The sequence below is a fragment of the Thalassospira indica genome, from assembly GCF_003403095.1.
Lineage (GTDB): Bacteria > Pseudomonadota > Alphaproteobacteria > Rhodospirillales > Thalassospiraceae > Thalassospira > Thalassospira indica.
Genome location: NZ_CP031555.1, coordinates 70102 through 83108 on the forward strand (window position 1 = coordinate 70102; position 13007 = coordinate 83108).

At 51.1% G+C, this 13007-nt stretch carries 14 protein-coding genes; 11 read left to right on the plus strand and 3 right to left on the minus strand.

Annotated features, from left to right (window positions below; genetic code table 11):
- Positions 1-193 precede the first annotated feature (193 nt).
- Positions 194-631 (minus strand): MerR family transcriptional regulator, encoded by a 438-nt coding sequence (locus tag DY252_RS00295; RefSeq protein ID WP_425444993.1) that lies wholly within the window; start codon positions 629-631, stop codon positions 194-196.
- A 380-nt stretch (positions 632-1011) separates the two neighbouring features.
- On the opposite strand from DY252_RS00295, the gene DY252_RS00300 reads away from it, so the two are divergent.
- From DY252_RS00300 to DY252_RS22745, 9 genes are all read left to right on the plus strand, one after another.
- Entirely contained in the window at positions 1012-1404 is a 393-nt protein-coding gene (locus DY252_RS00300) for a disulfide bond formation protein B (RefSeq protein ID WP_082923410.1), read from the plus strand.
- A complete protein-coding gene (locus DY252_RS00305) occupies positions 1401-2048 on the plus strand; it encodes a DsbA family protein (RefSeq protein ID WP_062956590.1) in 648 nt (215 codons plus the stop codon). Before DY252_RS00300 ends, DY252_RS00305 begins: the two co-directional genes overlap by 4 nt.
- Positions 2045-2647, plus strand: a complete 603-nt coding sequence (locus tag DY252_RS00310) for an SCO family protein (protein WP_062956589.1) — start codon at positions 2045-2047, stop codon at positions 2645-2647. The genes DY252_RS00305 and DY252_RS00310 overlap by 4 nt, the downstream gene beginning before the upstream one ends.
- An 8-nt stretch (positions 2648-2655) precedes the next feature.
- The gene (locus DY252_RS00315; RefSeq protein ID WP_062957281.1) at positions 2656-3123 is read left to right on the plus strand and encodes a copper chaperone PCu(A)C; all 468 of its coding nucleotides are present in this window, start codon (positions 2656-2658) and stop codon (positions 3121-3123) included.
- On the plus strand, positions 3120-4469 hold the full coding sequence (locus tag DY252_RS00320; RefSeq protein ID WP_062956588.1) for a M23 family metallopeptidase: 1350 nt from the start codon (positions 3120-3122) through the stop codon (positions 4467-4469). Before DY252_RS00315 ends, DY252_RS00320 begins: the two co-directional genes overlap by 4 nt.
- Before the next feature lie 4 nt (positions 4470-4473).
- Positions 4474-4992 (plus strand): signal peptidase II, encoded by a 519-nt coding sequence (lspA, locus tag DY252_RS00325; RefSeq protein ID WP_158586145.1) that lies wholly within the window; start codon positions 4474-4476, stop codon positions 4990-4992.
- A gap of 97 nt (positions 4993-5089) precedes the next feature.
- Complete coding sequence (locus DY252_RS00330; protein WP_231959657.1) at positions 5090-5653, plus strand: SCO family protein; 564 nt, start codon at positions 5090-5092, stop codon at positions 5651-5653.
- 349 nt (positions 5654-6002) lie between these two features.
- On the plus strand, positions 6003-6758 hold the full coding sequence (locus tag DY252_RS00335) for a ZIP family metal transporter (RefSeq protein ID WP_197482553.1): 756 nt from the start codon (positions 6003-6005) through the stop codon (positions 6756-6758).
- A gap of 421 nt (positions 6759-7179) precedes the next feature.
- Positions 7180-7937, plus strand: a protein-coding gene (locus tag DY252_RS22745; protein WP_369813471.1) for an IS5 family transposase whose coding sequence is annotated in 2 segments (ribosomal slippage) — positions 7180-7516 and positions 7516-7937 — 759 coding nt in all. Because the reading frame shifts where the segments join, the coding sequence is not laid out codon by codon here.
- A gap of 229 nt (positions 7938-8166) precedes the next feature.
- Here the strand turns inward: DY252_RS22745 and DY252_RS00345 are convergent.
- Both DY252_RS00345 and DY252_RS00350 read right to left on the minus strand, forming a co-directional pair.
- Positions 8167-9375 (minus strand): ZIP family metal transporter, encoded by a 1209-nt coding sequence (locus tag DY252_RS00345; RefSeq protein ID WP_062956583.1) that lies wholly within the window; start codon positions 9373-9375, stop codon positions 8167-8169.
- Entirely contained in the window at positions 9372-10511 is a 1140-nt protein-coding gene (locus tag DY252_RS00350; protein ID WP_114129784.1) for a multicopper oxidase domain-containing protein, read from the minus strand. Before DY252_RS00350 ends, DY252_RS00345 begins: the two co-directional genes overlap by 4 nt.
- 179 nt (positions 10512-10690) lie before the next feature.
- On the opposite strand from DY252_RS00350, the gene mntR reads away from it, so the two are divergent.
- Positions 10691-11146 (plus strand): manganese-binding transcriptional regulator MntR, encoded by a 456-nt coding sequence (mntR, locus tag DY252_RS00355; protein WP_062956581.1) that lies wholly within the window; start codon positions 10691-10693, stop codon positions 11144-11146.
- Positions 11147-12061: 915 nt separating this feature from the next.
- On the plus strand, positions 12062-13003 hold the full coding sequence (locus DY252_RS00360) for a WD40/YVTN/BNR-like repeat-containing protein (protein ID WP_197482552.1): 942 nt from the start codon (positions 12062-12064) through the stop codon (positions 13001-13003).
- Positions 13004-13007: the final 4 nt, after the last annotated feature.

Sequence of the window (13007 nt, forward strand, 5' to 3'; positions counted from 1 at the left end):
ATCGCCGTGAAATCACATTATGTGCCACTGACGATTAGACCGGAAAACGCTCCTATTACTGACACCTAACCTCGCTAATGAAAACGAATGTCATATCACACCAATCAATAAGGGAATAGCTGCAGAACTTCTTACAGCCTGTATCAATCAATAGCGACATCGCAAAGAGTGATTTTGCAAGGAATTGTCATGGTCAAACTTTAGGTATGTCATGATTCTTGGCTTCGCACAGAGTATGATCGCCAAGCGTCTCTATCACTCGGCAATTTGCAATCCGCCCTCCTTTGCATTGCTCCACCATACGCTCAAGCTCGCGTCGAAGCGCCTGAAGTCGTTTTAGACGCCGATCAACATCCTCCAACTGTTTTTTTGCTATCGCATCCGCTGCCTCGCACGAGTATTCGGGATTGTCAGCAAGGCTTATCAAATCCCGAATGGTTTGCAATGGGAAGCCAAGCTCTCGCGCATGACGAATGAAACTAAGCCGTCTGATTGCTTCTTCGTCATACAGTCGTTGATTGCCTCCGGATCGGGATGGAGATGGCAAAAGGCCAATCTGCTCGTAATACCGAATTGTTTGCACCTTGCAACCGACGGCTTCAGCCGCGCGGCCGATTGTGAGCAAGTTCATCATTCTTATTTTCTCCTTGAACCTATAGCTACTAGAGATAGTACCTTTCGTGAGAATTGGGAATGTATCAAAGAGTTTTGAGACAATCATATCTGCCAGCTGCGATGATAACGAACCAAAATTCTAGGGTGCGTCAGAAGGTTTCCGCGACGCTATTGGAAATGTTGCCGTTTTGTTAGCAGCCAGCGGCGTCTTTGTTACAGGCACCGCATGGCCGGACTTGGTCGTCGCTGGCGTAACGACCAGGATTTTCCTTTGGTCAGCGTTGCAGATTATTACGCAGGCAGTTCGCGAAAGCCGATATTCCGTTGAAACTGATTCTGCCGACTAGGACAAATGATCAGATGCCTACCGTGCAAACACAAAAAAACGCTCTCTATATGGCTTGGTTAGTCGCGCTTGTATCTACTCTTGTCGCGCTATTCCTTGGCGAGATCATGGGACGGACACCGTGTGTTCTGTGCTGGTACCAGCGCATCGCAATGTTTCCCCTCACCATTATACTAGGTATTGCTGCCTACCTGTCTGACAACGCAGTTCGCCGTTATGCATTGCCGATAGCAGTGATTGGAGGCCTTGTAGCTCTGTGGCACAGTCTTTTGTTTTTGGGAATTATACCTGAGACGGTGCAACCCTGTTCACGAGGAGGACCGTCCTGTACCGGAAATGAGCAGACCTTGTTCGGAGCTTTGCCGTTACCGTTTCTTTCGGTCGCTGCCTTTGCCGCAATTATTCTTTTGCTCACCATTCCATTCAGAAAGGCCTCGACATGAACCGCCGAACCTTTGTAGCAGGTACTGCCGTCGTCGCTCTTGGTGCTTTTGCCGTCGGCGCGATGTTTTATCAACCTGTCAGTGACAACCTGTCGCCCCCTTTACCTTCGGACGCAAACAGCGCGCCACTTGTGCGACCGCACGCTCCTATGCTGGGCCCTGATGACGCGCCAGTTACCATTGTCGAATTTTTTGACCCTGCCTGCGAAGCGTGCCGGGCATTTTATCCCGTCGTCAAGGAAATCATGTCGACGTATCCTGACAAGGTGCGCCTGATACTTCGATATGCGGCGTTTCACCCAACATCGGAGGAAGCCGTTCGTATTCTTGAAGCCGCTCGGTTGCAGGGTAAATTTGAACCGGTTCTTGAACGCCTCATGGAAACTCAACCTCGATGGGCGCCCCATGGAAGACCTGCGGATAGCGCGTGGACAGTTCTGGATGGCACAGGTCTTGATATCCCAAAAGCAAAATCGGATGCGAAAATGCCCGATATTGTGGGAACGATGAACATGGATGCGATGGATGTCAGCGCAGTCGGCGTGAACAAGACGCCAACATTCTTCGTGAACGGGAAGCCGCTGACAGAGTTCGGTGCTCAACAACTGAATGATTTGGTCAAGGCAGAGGTGGAAAAAAATTGAAAACTGTACGCCTTACCCTTTGGGGAGCTGTCGTCGTTGCATCGGCAGCCTTTCTCTGGCTGTACACATCGCAGGGTAGCAATCAACGTTTTGTGAGTGAGTTATCGCAAAACACGGACACACTTCGTCCGGAATTTTCGCTAACCGATCACCAGGGAAATGCCGTCACGGAGCAAACTTATCGTGGCAAATGGCTTCTGGTTTTTTTCGGGTTTACCAACTGCCCGGATATCTGTCCGACGACACTTGGTGAACTTGCACAATTGATGGACCTGCTTGGCCCGGACGCCCAAAAGACCCAACCGTTGTTTATTTCAATTGATCCTGAACGAGACCGGGTAGAAACAATGGCAGAATACGTCTCTGCTTTTCATCCGTCCATCGTGGGGTTAACCGGGACCGAGACTGAAGTCACGGCGACGGCTAAATCTTTCAAGGCTTTTTTCGAGAAGCTGCCACAGGAAACTGCTCCGGATGGCTACACCATGGGTCACACTTCCGCAGTATATTTGATTTCGCCAGAAGGTGTATTTGTCCGTACTTACAGCTACGGAACGTCTCCGGAAAAAATTGCAGCAGACGTCCAACAGAGATTATGAGGTTCACTATGTCTCGAGTTTTATTCAACACTCTTTCGTCATTGTTATTCCTTCTGTTTGCATTTCCGGCGACTGCTGAGTCTGTTAGGGGTGGAGATCTGGTTGTTGAAGCACCTTGGGCCCGCGCTTCTATTGGTACATCTCGCCCATCAGCTGCTTATATCACGATCAGAAACGAAGGATCATCAGCCGACGTATTGACCGGCATTGAAACCGAAATTTCCAGCATGCCGGAAGTTCATGAGATAAAGACCAATGATAACGTTTCCACAATGTCGCCAGCTGGTCCGGTGGAAATACCCGCGAAGGATGCTGTTAAACTGGCTCCTGGAGGGTTGCATATAATGCTCATTGGGTTGCAAAGAGCGTTGGTAGAAGGTGAACGGTTTCCAATGACCTTGATTTTCGAGAAGGCAGGCCGGGTAAACGTGTCGGTTCCAATCTACAGTCTGGGTGCTTCAGGGCCTGAGGAATGATGCCTACTCAAGTATATGGTCTAACCGGTTTTGGAGTTATGGGGATCACGGCAATCATAATGCTTTTGGAGTGGCCTTTTTCCCGAAACCCGGACATCAAAGAACAGAATGTGTCGGCATCCGCCGCAGCGTTCCTTGATACTGATCATGCCCAGCGGGAAGATACAAGTCCAGAACAGACATCCATCCGGCAAGAGGCGACCAAAATGACCATACCTCTGGTTCTGGCCCCCGGGGATACGCTGCTGGGCGTGCTGACCGAAGCCGGCATTCCCACTAGCGAAGCATATGCGGCTATAAACAGGCTGAAGGGATTGATTGACCTCCGTACGCTAAAGGTGGGGCAAAGACTGGATTTGATTGTCAGTATAGTCTCCGAAAAAGCGAAAGAACGCCGCCTCGAAAATTTGACTCTGCTACCCGAGACAGATCGTCTGATTTTTGTCCAGCGCACCAGTTCCAATAGTTTTGATGCACAAACCCAACAAATCAAACATTCCGCCAGATTGATATCTGTTTCAGGCGTGGTGGATACCAGTCTTTACGAAGCAGTACGCAAACAAGAAGTACCACAGTCTATTCTGTTGCAATTATATGATGTTATGGGGCTGGCCGTCGATTTTCAACGCGATATTCGCGAAGGTGATCGCTTCGCGCTGGGCTATGAAAGATTTGATGATGGCGATTATGAGCAAGCTCATCCCGGGAAGCTAAGTTACGTCTCTGTTACCCTCGCCGACCGTAAACTGAGCTACTTCCGATATAAAACCAGAGAAGGCTTTACCGGCTTCTTCGATGCTAAAGGTAACAGCGTTCAAACGAACCTGATAAAGACCCCGGTTGATGGTGGACAACTTTCATCGCTGTTTGGCCAGCGAGAACATCCTGTGCTCGGTTACACACGGATGCACAAAGGTCTAGACTTTGCTGCCCCGCGGGGGACGCCGGTGCTCGCAGCAGGAGATGGTATTGTTACCCAGCTGAAACGCAAAGGAAGTTTTGGGAAATATATCAGTATCCGGCATGATAACAGATACTCCACAGCTTACGCTCATCTCAGCAAGTACAAGGACAACGTTGAGCAGGGGCGCCGTGTTCGGCAAGGCGAAGTCATAGGATATGTCGGCGCAACCGGCCTGGTCAGCGGTCCTAACTTGCACTACGAGGTTATGCAAGACGGTAAGCAGGTAAATCCGATGACCGTTGAGCTATCCTCACGACAGATACTGACAGATGACGAGCTTGCACGGTTCCGGCGGACCGCTAAACGATTGTTGCAGGATCTGAAAATCAAAGCTCCGAAAAATACAGCACAGGATGAGTCCTATATCCTGGAAGAGGGATGAGGCAATGGATAAGAACCGCAAATATCCGTTGCAGTTGCCTGTATTCGTCTTTTCCTTGGCGGGAGCCGCCTTTTTATCGGTAGTGGATCTGACGATAAAGTGGGCCGTAGAGACGATCATCATGGATCCGCCGCACCGTATTCCTCTCCTGCCCTTCTTCGATCTCGTCCTCGTCTTCAACCGAGGTGTCAGTTTCGGTCTTCTTGATGACCTTGGTCGTTGGGGCCCCATCGTTCTATCTGGCCTGGCGATTGGAATCGTCGGTGTCCTGATTATTTGGCTCTGGCGGGCGCAACGGATGAACGAGATCATCGGCATCACTTTGATCATTGGCGGCGCCATAGGGAATCTCATAGACCGTCTCTATGACGATGCAGTGACAGACTTTCTTAATCTTTACGTTGGTCAATACCATTGGCCCGTTTTCAATAGCGCAGATGTTTTCATTACGATCGGGGCATTGTGCTTGCTCTTACCCGACCTTGGAAAAAGAACGGATGTTGCACGTAAAAACTCCAGTTAGGCTGGAAAACAGAACCCATTTTAACGCCATATTAGAGGAGTAAACGATGCCTGTCTCAAGGCGTAAGATGGTTTGGACTGCTGCTGGAGCGGTCAGCATGCTCGTAGCAACTTTGCTGACGGGATGGTGGCGGGTGGATGGACCAGCTGCCCCTCAGCGTCAAACACGCATCAGCGCTTTGCCTCTTCCCTTTTCTGAGATGGATTTTCAACTGACAGACCATTCCGGCAGGAAAGTCGGCCCGGAAGATTGGATCGGTAGCCCCACACTCGTGTTTTTCGGGTTCACATATTGCCCCGATATTTGCCCGACGACCTTATCCGACATAACTCGCTGGCTCGAACAACTCGGAGAGGATGCCTCGCGGTTGCATGCGGTTTTCATCACGGTCGATCCTCAACGAGATACCGTTCAGGCAATGGCCGAATATGTTCGTAATTTCCATCCCTCCATCAAAGGTTATACCGGTCCTCTTGATGAAATCGATAAAGCGGCAAGGGCTTTTCGGGCCAAATACGAACGAGTTCCAACAGAAAACGGCTATACGATGAATCATACCGCAGGTGTTTTCGTCTATGACGCCGATGGAATTTTCGCTGGCGTTATCGATTTTCACGAGTCAAGGGACATAGCCGTTCCCAAAATCAGACAGGTACTGTGACTGTGACGAAGTGATATGGACGCCCGAACGGTTTGCCAGAAAGAACCGTTTCCAGATCAGAAGAATAGCAACGCCCTAACCATTATCAATGTCTCCGGCAGTCACTCCAATTTAGAGTCTGATTTCGCGGAGATGATAGCGATCTGGCAGCAACTGTCTTATCTCATTTGCTGATGGTATGAGTTTGGCTTTGGCAATGAAAATCGATGTGAGCCGGACAAATGGATAAGGTTGTGTTTCGCTATCTATCGTTACAATCCTTAACATCCAAGTCAGACCGGAACAACAACGAGTAGCGAAAGATTGCGGTTTCAAATTGGCGCTCCCAGGAATTAATAAAGGGAGAAGGATGATGGATAGTATCTGGCTGGTCCTCGGTCTAGCGCTATTTCCCGCCTTGGGGAACTTTAGTGGTGGTCTTGCCGCGGAGGTATCTCGAGTCACAGGACGCCATCTCAACTACGCTCTTCATGGGGCCGCTGGCCTTGTAATTGCTGTAGTGGCTGTTGAAATCATGCCACGTGCACTAGATAACCTTTCAGGCTGGGTAATAGCCGTTGCTTTTGCATTGGGTGGTATCGCCTACACAGGTATCGAGAAGTTCGTGGAGTCTCTCTACACGCGACGAGGCAAGCAGGAAGACAACAGTCAGACAAGTGTCTGGATGATCTATATCGCAGTGTCCATTGACCTGTTCAGTGATGGTCTTCTGATCGGAGCAGGGTCGGCAGTCTCGCCGTCGGTTGCAATAGTTCTTGCGACAGGACAAGTCCTCGCGGACGTTCCTGAAGGGTTCGCGACGATCGCCAACATGAAAGACAAAGGGATTTCCCGCAGCAAACGCCTGTTGATCTCTGCCTCCTTTGCAATTCCTGTACTCTCGGCGACCGTCTTCGCTTACTTCGTGCTCAGGAACCAATCAGAAGCGCTTAAACTAGCGGCATTGACGTTCACGGCAGGCCTTCTCACGATCGCTGCCATCGAGGACATGATATCCGAGGCTCACGGAAGCGGAGAAGATACCCACATCTCACCTTTGGCCTTCATCGGCGGCTTTGTCCTGTTCGTTCTGGTATCGGAGGGGTTGGGAAGCGTAATGCCATGAAGCCAATGGCCTCATCTCTAACACAGCGACTGTCGGAACAGTCAAATGAAAAGCATTCCCCAGCTTACGCTTCAGCAAACGGCATCCTAACTACAAATGTTGTCATATACCAAAAAAGATGACGCCCGTGTTCAAAGCTAATTGCCCGAAAACTCGCAAAACCTTGCCAAGGCACTTGTGGAGCAAGTCGATGCGGCAGGCAGGTTTACCGATATGATCTTCAATGACGTATAATCTGATCTTCCGCAGATGATTGCGGTTTGGGGCAAGTAACCTGAACAAGAAACTGCCCCACCTATTCTGTCTACTTTAATAGCGGCGGCTCTGACAGATTCTTCACCCGTCAGTGTAGGGCTTGTTGAGTATTGGGATTCACAAATCGGTTCGAATGTGATTCAAGCTTCCTTTTGAGGAGGTTTTGATGAATGAAGATCGGTTTGTGATCACGGATCGAATATGGGTGTTGATGGAACCACATTGCTTGGACAAGCCGACTGATCCCGGGCGTACCGGCGGTGATTGTCGACTTTTTATGGAAGCGGTTTTGTGGGTTGCGCGCACGGATAGCCCATGGCGGGATTTACCAGAATGCTTTGGTAAGTGGAACACGGTGTTCAAGCGATTTCGCGAATGGGTCAAGCGCGATGTATTCTATCGTATGTTCAATGCCTTAAGCGGTGTACCGGACATTGAATACGCGATGATCGATGCCACAATCGTCAAGGTTCATCGTCATGGTCAAGGCTCAAAAGGGGGACTCAAAGCCAGGCTGTAGGCAAATCTAAAGGGGGCTGGACGACGAAAACCCTGGCGCTCACCGATGCGCTTGGCAATCTCGTTCGTTTTGAGCTTCTGCCCGGCAATCGCTACGACACAATTGGCGTTGAACCTCTGATCCACGGCATCGACTTCGGCGGCTTGCTGGCCGACAAGGCGTTCGACTGCAACTGGATTATAGATGAACTCAATGAACGCGGTGCCATGATTTGCATATCACAGCGCCCGCAGCGCCTCGAACCCGTGGAAATCGACCTTGAAGTGTACAAATGGCGGCATCCGATCGAAAACTTCTTTTGCAAACTCAAAGAGTTCAAACGCATCGCCATGCGGAGCGACAAGACAGATGATAGCTTCTGCGCCATGATCTATGCTGTCGCTGCCATTATCAATGGACGGTGATACTCAACAAGCCCTAGTTTTTTTCCATGTATATTTTTTACGTCTGCCAATGGCCGGGACTTTTGTCATCTGTGCAATAGCAGTCGTTATGGAAGCATTCGGCGACTTGTCATCAAAGATGATTGTGATTGCCGGGCATGCAATCGTCAATCTACTGCCTTTAAATGCTCTATCATGTGTTCGAGCCACGTCTGAATGCATGAAGGCGCTGTATTCGACAGTGAAAGGTTTAGATTTTCACCAGCATTGCCGTTGCGTACATGAAGGCAACGCCAAAAATCAATCCGCTCAACACTGAAGGCGAATAAAGCGCTGCACTGCCGCGTCCGTTGCTTCTGGCCAGATAGGAACCGACCTCGATGATAACCTGCAAGATGGCACCCGCTCCGATGGACAGGGCGAGGGCCGACCATTGCGGTGCCGCTGCCAGACTTCCGATCCACAAACCAATGATTGCAGGTCCTCCTGCAAGAAGGGTAAGAGCCGGGAAAGTGATTAACGACGGTCGCTTTTTGAGAATGGGAGCCGCAATTCCAATGCCCTCCGTGATGTTATGGATGGCAAAACCCAAGATCAGGAACGTACCAAGCCCGGCCGAGCCAGCCGCAAAGGCGGCACCGATAGCCAAACCTTCTCCCAGATTATGCAACCCGATCCCGAGAGCAATAAATGTGGCGAGAGCCAAACCCGTCGGCGCACCATGTCGTCGACCAACAGCCATAAGTATGAGAAAGCTTGCCGCCGAGGCGAAGACAACCATGATCTGCCCTTGGAAGATGGCAGCAGACTGACTGGCGAGTTCGAACGCTTCTCCTGCAGCGTCGATCATGAGGTAAGCAAGCAGGCCAACAGTCATGGCGAGCAGGAAGTTCATGCCCGGCTGGCCGACGCCGCGCAAGGCGGGATAGAACAGGAGGCCAATAGATACCGGCACGATACCGACGAAGACGCCAAGAAGGGTTTGGAAGAGCAACGTGCCATTACTCTGGGTTGGCGACGTCACCGCCACTGGGATCTCATGCTCGAATGTTGCCCCTGTATTCGTAATTGTCTTGATCACATGCGCTTCTCCCTGAACCCAGGGATATGGCACATGAATCCATGCGCTCTGCCCCCGGCTCAAGGGTCCCGGAGGAGTCTGCTCGAATTGCCAATACGCATCATCCACAAGTACCTGAGCAATCATCATCGGATCAGAACCACTGGCGCGAACTCGAGTGGCAATGCCGTCCGAGGACAGAATTGTCCGCTCGAAGGTTAAATTCTCTACTGGTGGTACACCGTTGTCAAAACTGCCTAAAAGATCGCTCGTAACGAGCCATGCAATAGCGGCGGCAAGTGCTGCAAGTGGCAGGACCAGCCAGATCAGAGCCAGCTTGTTGCGAGGTGAAGCATCCCGAGCATCGATGTTTGGGGCTAAAGGGTCCGTGTCACTCATGCTCTGGCCTCCTGAACATCAAAAAAGCTCATCCAGCCCAGTTCGGCGAACTCGGACTGGTGCGCATGAAACATGTAGAGCCCAGGCTCGTGATTCTCGAACGAGAACTCGATAATGCCTCGCTGCCCCTGACACTGCATGACGGTATCAATCGTCAGTTGTGTCGGCGTTAGTGTGGTGCCGTGATCGAAATAGTTGAAGAAGTTCGCATGCAGGTGAAACGAGTTGATCGGATCGAATTCGACGAGATTGGCAAGGTAAATGCGGACCGGTCTGTCGCGTCTCACAGGGATAGGTCGCTTCATGTAGGCATGTGCAACAGTATTGACCGCGTAGACCTCGTTCTCGTCGTCAAAGTTGGTGTCGAAGGCATTCATTACCATTGCGAATTCCTGCCACTGATTGTTCTCCTTTGTCCCTAGCAGTCTGGATCTGGCGATATCAGTATTTTCGGGATGTCGTCCCGGGTCAGGATCAATGATAAAGAGCCCGTAAAGCCCCTTATGGATGTGCCGTTTTAGGGGGAGTGCGTGGCAGTGATAGAGGTGGCAGCCGAACGGTTCGGCATCGAATTCATAGATAAACTCTTCTCCTGGGCCAACCACTCCGGCCCCGGGCACACCGTCCATGCGAGCCGAATGAATCCCGTGGAAGTGGATCGAGTGCGGGTGAGAGCCATAGTTGCGGAAGATGACTCTGAGTCGCTCGCCTTCAGTTGCTCGCAATGCCGGACCTGGTACCCGGCCATTATATGTCCATGCGGGGAACATGACACCGGGAGCAATTTCGATCTCCTTGTCGATGGCATCAATTTCGAAAGTACGCAGACGCCGTCCATCAGGTAGCTGCGAGATCGTTCCTGTATCCCAATCGGTAAGAAGTTTTGAGGTGTCGAAGCCATTGCGCACCTCGTCGACATCTCCAACGGTCATCATCGTTCCATGGTTAGTAGCATGGCCCGGCATTTCCGACATATTTCCGCTACCCAATCTGTCGCCATCATGGTTCTTCGTGCCCTGTGATGTGTCCGATTGGCCAAGCGTCTCCCGAGCAGCCAAGGTCGCCCCCGCAGTTGCGATGATGCCAGCTCCGAGGAACCTCCGACGGTTAAGAACTACTGGTAGCCATCGACGCATGAGAGTTTCCTTAATACAGGGGTTTCAATCAATAAAAGCACTTACTCTATAATATAGCAATAGCTATGTTAAAACAGATCACCACGTCAGTTCCTGTTAAATCAGACAACAGTTTGCTGTATTGCAATAAGGTATAGCTTTAGCTATACCTTATTGCTGATAACTACCAAGGAAATCGCATGCTTACCGATCAGACAGAAGAAGCGCCTTCGAGTGCCCTTGTTGATGAAAACGTACAAGTAGAGAGTTTTCGGCAAACGCGGAATAGTCGCCGAAATGAATTGGTTGAGGACTATGTCGAACTGATTGCCGACCTGATAACTGATGGCGGAGAAGCTCGTCAGGTCGATATTGTTCGCAGGCTCGGCGTTGCGCAACCTACCGTTGCCAAAATGCTCAAGCGCCTCGCTTCTGACGGATATATCAAACAGAGACCCTACCGTGGTATCTTCCTGACAGCCCAAGGCCGCAAGCTCGCCCGACAAAGCCGGGAGCGCCATCAGATTGTCGAAAGTTTTCTTTGTGCCCTTGGTATTAGTGCGGAGACGGCTCGAATTGACGCTGAAGGTATGGAACACTATGCTAGCGAAGAAACCCTTCTGGTTTTTAGGGATTATCTGGCCAATCGGAAATAAACGGCCTTAACAACAAAGGAAGGCACTTATTGCTTCCGAACCACGAACCTGCCAATGATGAGTAGACACAATGAGTTGTTCCTCTATCTGCCAGCGTAGTTTGCGGGCAATCTGTCGATAAATGTAGTGCGGTCATTTCCTCTTGAAGGTCGGGCAGCCCACTGACTTTCCCATCTGGACTATGCGCAGAGACATGTTCTTGATTGACAGAGGAATGTTCACGGGAATTTATTATCGACAGATATTCATTCTTGGGATAAGACTATAAGTATGCTAGCTTGTATCAGGCTTCTGACCATACTTTTGATCGCTGCTTTTGCCGTCGGGACAAGTCTCCAGACGGTCAACGCTGCTGTTATGGATGTCGGGATGCCGATGGCGGACATGGCAATGGACAATTGCCAGAATTGTTCTGGCAGCGGCGACATCATGCCGGACTGCGATATTGCGTGCCCTCAGGTATCAACTATCGCAATTTCGCCTGTACAAGTTGCAATACCTGCACTCGCCTCAGTCGAGCATTTCGGGCCGACAGGCAGCCTTACCGGCCGCTCAAACTCTCCCGATCCATTCCCTCCCAGAACCAACACTCTGAACTGATATCTCCTTAATCCGTTTTGGTTTGAGGATATCAGTGTCATGGGGCATCACCGCGATTTCTCATGACGTGCTGCTTCGTGCCCGCAATTTTTATTGCGGGCTTGAGAGCTTCTTCAGACAGGGTCGGAAATCATGTTTTCCGATCTACGAGGCCCAAAAGCACGGCTTCACTCAATGGACAGGCGGCAATCCGCCCCTGCCTTGAGCGCCCCGTTTTTACGGGAGCCCGACCCCTGAAGATCAAACCTTATAGGATCATTGTGAGCAGGTTCCGTATCACGGTCTGATAGCTCCAACTCCTTGAGAAACAGGCATATGAAGAGAAACACCATAGTGGGTGGCGCCGTTTCCAGACGTGTGCTGCTTCGCGGTCTCATGGCGGGTGCCGGCCTCTACCTGTTGCCAGCCACGGCCTTTGCCGCGATTAGCAAAAGCACAAGCAGTGCAATCGTTTTTGACGGCAATTCGCTGATTGTTGCGCGCGGTACCTCGCTTCTTTATCGCAATGGGAGCCAAAACTGGACAGCGCTGCCGAAGGTGTCGGAAGGCACCATTCTCACTTTTACAACACATCCGGAAAGGCCGGGCCGCATTGTTGGCGGTCTGGATACCGGCGGGATTGTTCTGTCTGTCGATGGCGGGAAAAGTTGGGACGTGCGCGGGCAAGGACTGCCAGAAGCTGCCGTCACTGCCATCACAACGGCGGTGACAAACCCAGATACCATATATGCCGCCATTCGCGGTGACGGCTTATGGCAGAGCGATGATGCTGGTCAGTCATGGGTGTTTGTCATGGACCGGCCATGGTTAGCGAATGCCGAGCGAGATCTGACAGCACTGTCTTCAGTCGATCTGGCAACCGGAATGGGTGGGATCTGGCTATATGCCGGAACCGATACCGGTGTAACGCGTGTGCCGGATTGTTTCTGCCGTTGGCAGGATGTTCAGCCGGGCGATGCCATGGATGCTCTTGCGTCCGGAAAGCAGGCAACTCCCAAAGTACCCTTACCTGAGGGTGAACCTGTGAGTGCGCTGGTCAGTGCGGTATCGCGACCGGCCACACTTTATGCCGGATTGCCATCCGGAATTTGGCAATCGCACGATGCGGGTGTCACCTGGTTAAAGCGTTCAGAAGTTATCGCAACAGCACTCGCGGTTCATCCGCTACGCGCTGATGATCTCGTAATTGTGAATAACGACGGGGTTTTACAAAGCCCAGACGGTGGCAGGACGTGGACCGCCATTGCGAACATATGATGAT

Bases quoted from the DNA above. Each gene is read 5' to 3' on its own strand.
- DY252_RS00345 (WP_062956583.1), bottom strand. From the start codon at position 9,375: ATGAGTGACACGGACCCTTTAGCCCCAAACATCGATGCTCGGGATGCT.
- DY252_RS00360 (WP_197482552.1), top strand. From the start codon at position 12,062: ATGAAGAGAAACACCATAGTGGGTGGCGCCGTTTCCAGACGTGTGCTG.
- DY252_RS00350 (WP_114129784.1), bottom strand. From the start codon at position 10,511: ATGCGTCGATGGCTACCAGTAGTTCTTAACCGTCGGAGGTTCCTCGGA.
- mntR (WP_062956581.1), top strand. From the start codon at position 10,691: ATGCTTACCGATCAGACAGAAGAAGCGCCTTCGAGTGCCCTTGTTGAT.
- DY252_RS00305 (WP_062956590.1), top strand. From the start codon at position 1,401: ATGAACCGCCGAACCTTTGTAGCAGGTACTGCCGTCGTCGCTCTTGGT.
- DY252_RS00315 (WP_062957281.1), top strand. From the start codon at position 2,656: ATGTCTCGAGTTTTATTCAACACTCTTTCGTCATTGTTATTCCTTCTG.
- DY252_RS00320 (WP_062956588.1), top strand. From the start codon at position 3,120: ATGATGCCTACTCAAGTATATGGTCTAACCGGTTTTGGAGTTATGGGG.
- DY252_RS00335 (WP_197482553.1), top strand. From the start codon at position 6,003: ATGATGGATAGTATCTGGCTGGTCCTCGGTCTAGCGCTATTTCCCGCC.
- DY252_RS00330 (WP_231959657.1), top strand. From the start codon at position 5,090: ATGCTCGTAGCAACTTTGCTGACGGGATGGTGGCGGGTGGATGGACCA.
- DY252_RS00300 (WP_082923410.1), top strand. From the start codon at position 1,012: ATGGCTTGGTTAGTCGCGCTTGTATCTACTCTTGTCGCGCTATTCCTT.
- lspA (WP_158586145.1), top strand. From the start codon at position 4,474: ATGGATAAGAACCGCAAATATCCGTTGCAGTTGCCTGTATTCGTCTTT.
- DY252_RS00295 (WP_425444993.1), bottom strand. From the start codon at position 631: ATGAACTTGCTCACAATCGGCCGCGCGGCTGAAGCCGTCGGTTGCAAG.